Consider the following 1,170-nt stretch of genomic DNA (forward strand, 5'->3'; position numbering starts at 1 on the left):
CCGTCGGCGCGGGCGGCGTACGCGGTGGAGAGGTCGCGGGCGAGCGGGGCGAGGGACCAGCCGTCACCGGCGATGTGGTGAAGCACCAGGACCAGCACGTGCCCATGCGGCGCTACAGCGAACAGCCTTGCCCAGAGCGGGAGTTCATCGGTGAGACAGAAGGGGCGCAGCGCTTCTTCGGCCACTGCCCCCGCCACCTCGCCCTCCCCTATCTCCTCGGGGAAGAGCGGCAGGTCGATCGCCTGAGGGGCGAGGACGCGCTGCTCAGGCACGCCGTCGACCTGCCCGAAGACGGTACGGAGGACTTCGTGACGGGTCACGACGTCCCGGAGAGCGAACCGCAGGGCCTCGATGTCGAGGTCCCCGGTGAGGCGCAGGGCGATGGGAATGTTGTAAAGCGCGGAAGACCCTTCCAACTGCTCCAGAAACCACAGCCGTTGCTGCGCAAACGACAGCGGCGCCGCCCCCGACCGTTCCACCGGCACCAGCGCGGGCCGGGACGCACCGGAAGCGGTCAACCGGCCGACGAGAGCCCGCGGGGTGGGCGTCTCGAACACAGTCCGGATCGGCACCTCCACCCCGAACACCGACCGGACCCTGCTCACCAGACGAGTCACGAGCAGCGAGTGCCCGCCGAGCTCGAAGAAATTGTCATCGACCCCGACCCGGGCCAGGCCGAGCACCTCGGCGAACACCGCGCACAGAAGCTCCTCCTGCACACCCACCGGACCCCGACCGCCGGCATCCGCACCGCAACCGGGAGCGGGCAGGGCCTTGCGATCCAGCTTCCGGTTCACCGTGAGCGGCAGCGCATCCAAGAACACCACGGCCGAGGGCACCATGTAGTCCGGCAACAGGCCGGCAACGTGGGCGCGCAGACCAGAACCGTCCACCTGCGGGGCCACACCACCATCAGGAACCACATAACCCACCAGGCGCTTGTCGCCCGGCTGGTCCTCACGCACCACCACCGCCGCCTGCTCGACGGACGGATGCGAGGCCAGGACCGCCTCGACCTCGCCGAGCTCGATACGGAAACCACGCACCTTCACCTGGTCGTCCGTACGACCCAGACACTCCAACTGGCCATCGGCGTTCCACCGGGCCAGGTCACCGGTCCGGTACATCCGCTCACCAGGCGCACCATACGGATGGGCCACGAACCGCTCC

At 69.1% G+C, this 1,170-nt stretch carries 1 protein-coding gene; it reads right to left on the reverse strand.

The window, feature by feature from the left end:
• Nucleotides 1-1,127: condensation domain-containing protein (locus ACWGIG_RS39000; RefSeq protein WP_453326456.1), on the reverse strand; the 1,127-nt coding region annotated here is incomplete at its 3' end.
• Between the last annotated feature and the right edge of the window lie 43 nt (nt 1,128-1,170).

This window comes from Streptomyces sp. NPDC054863, from assembly GCF_053610825.1.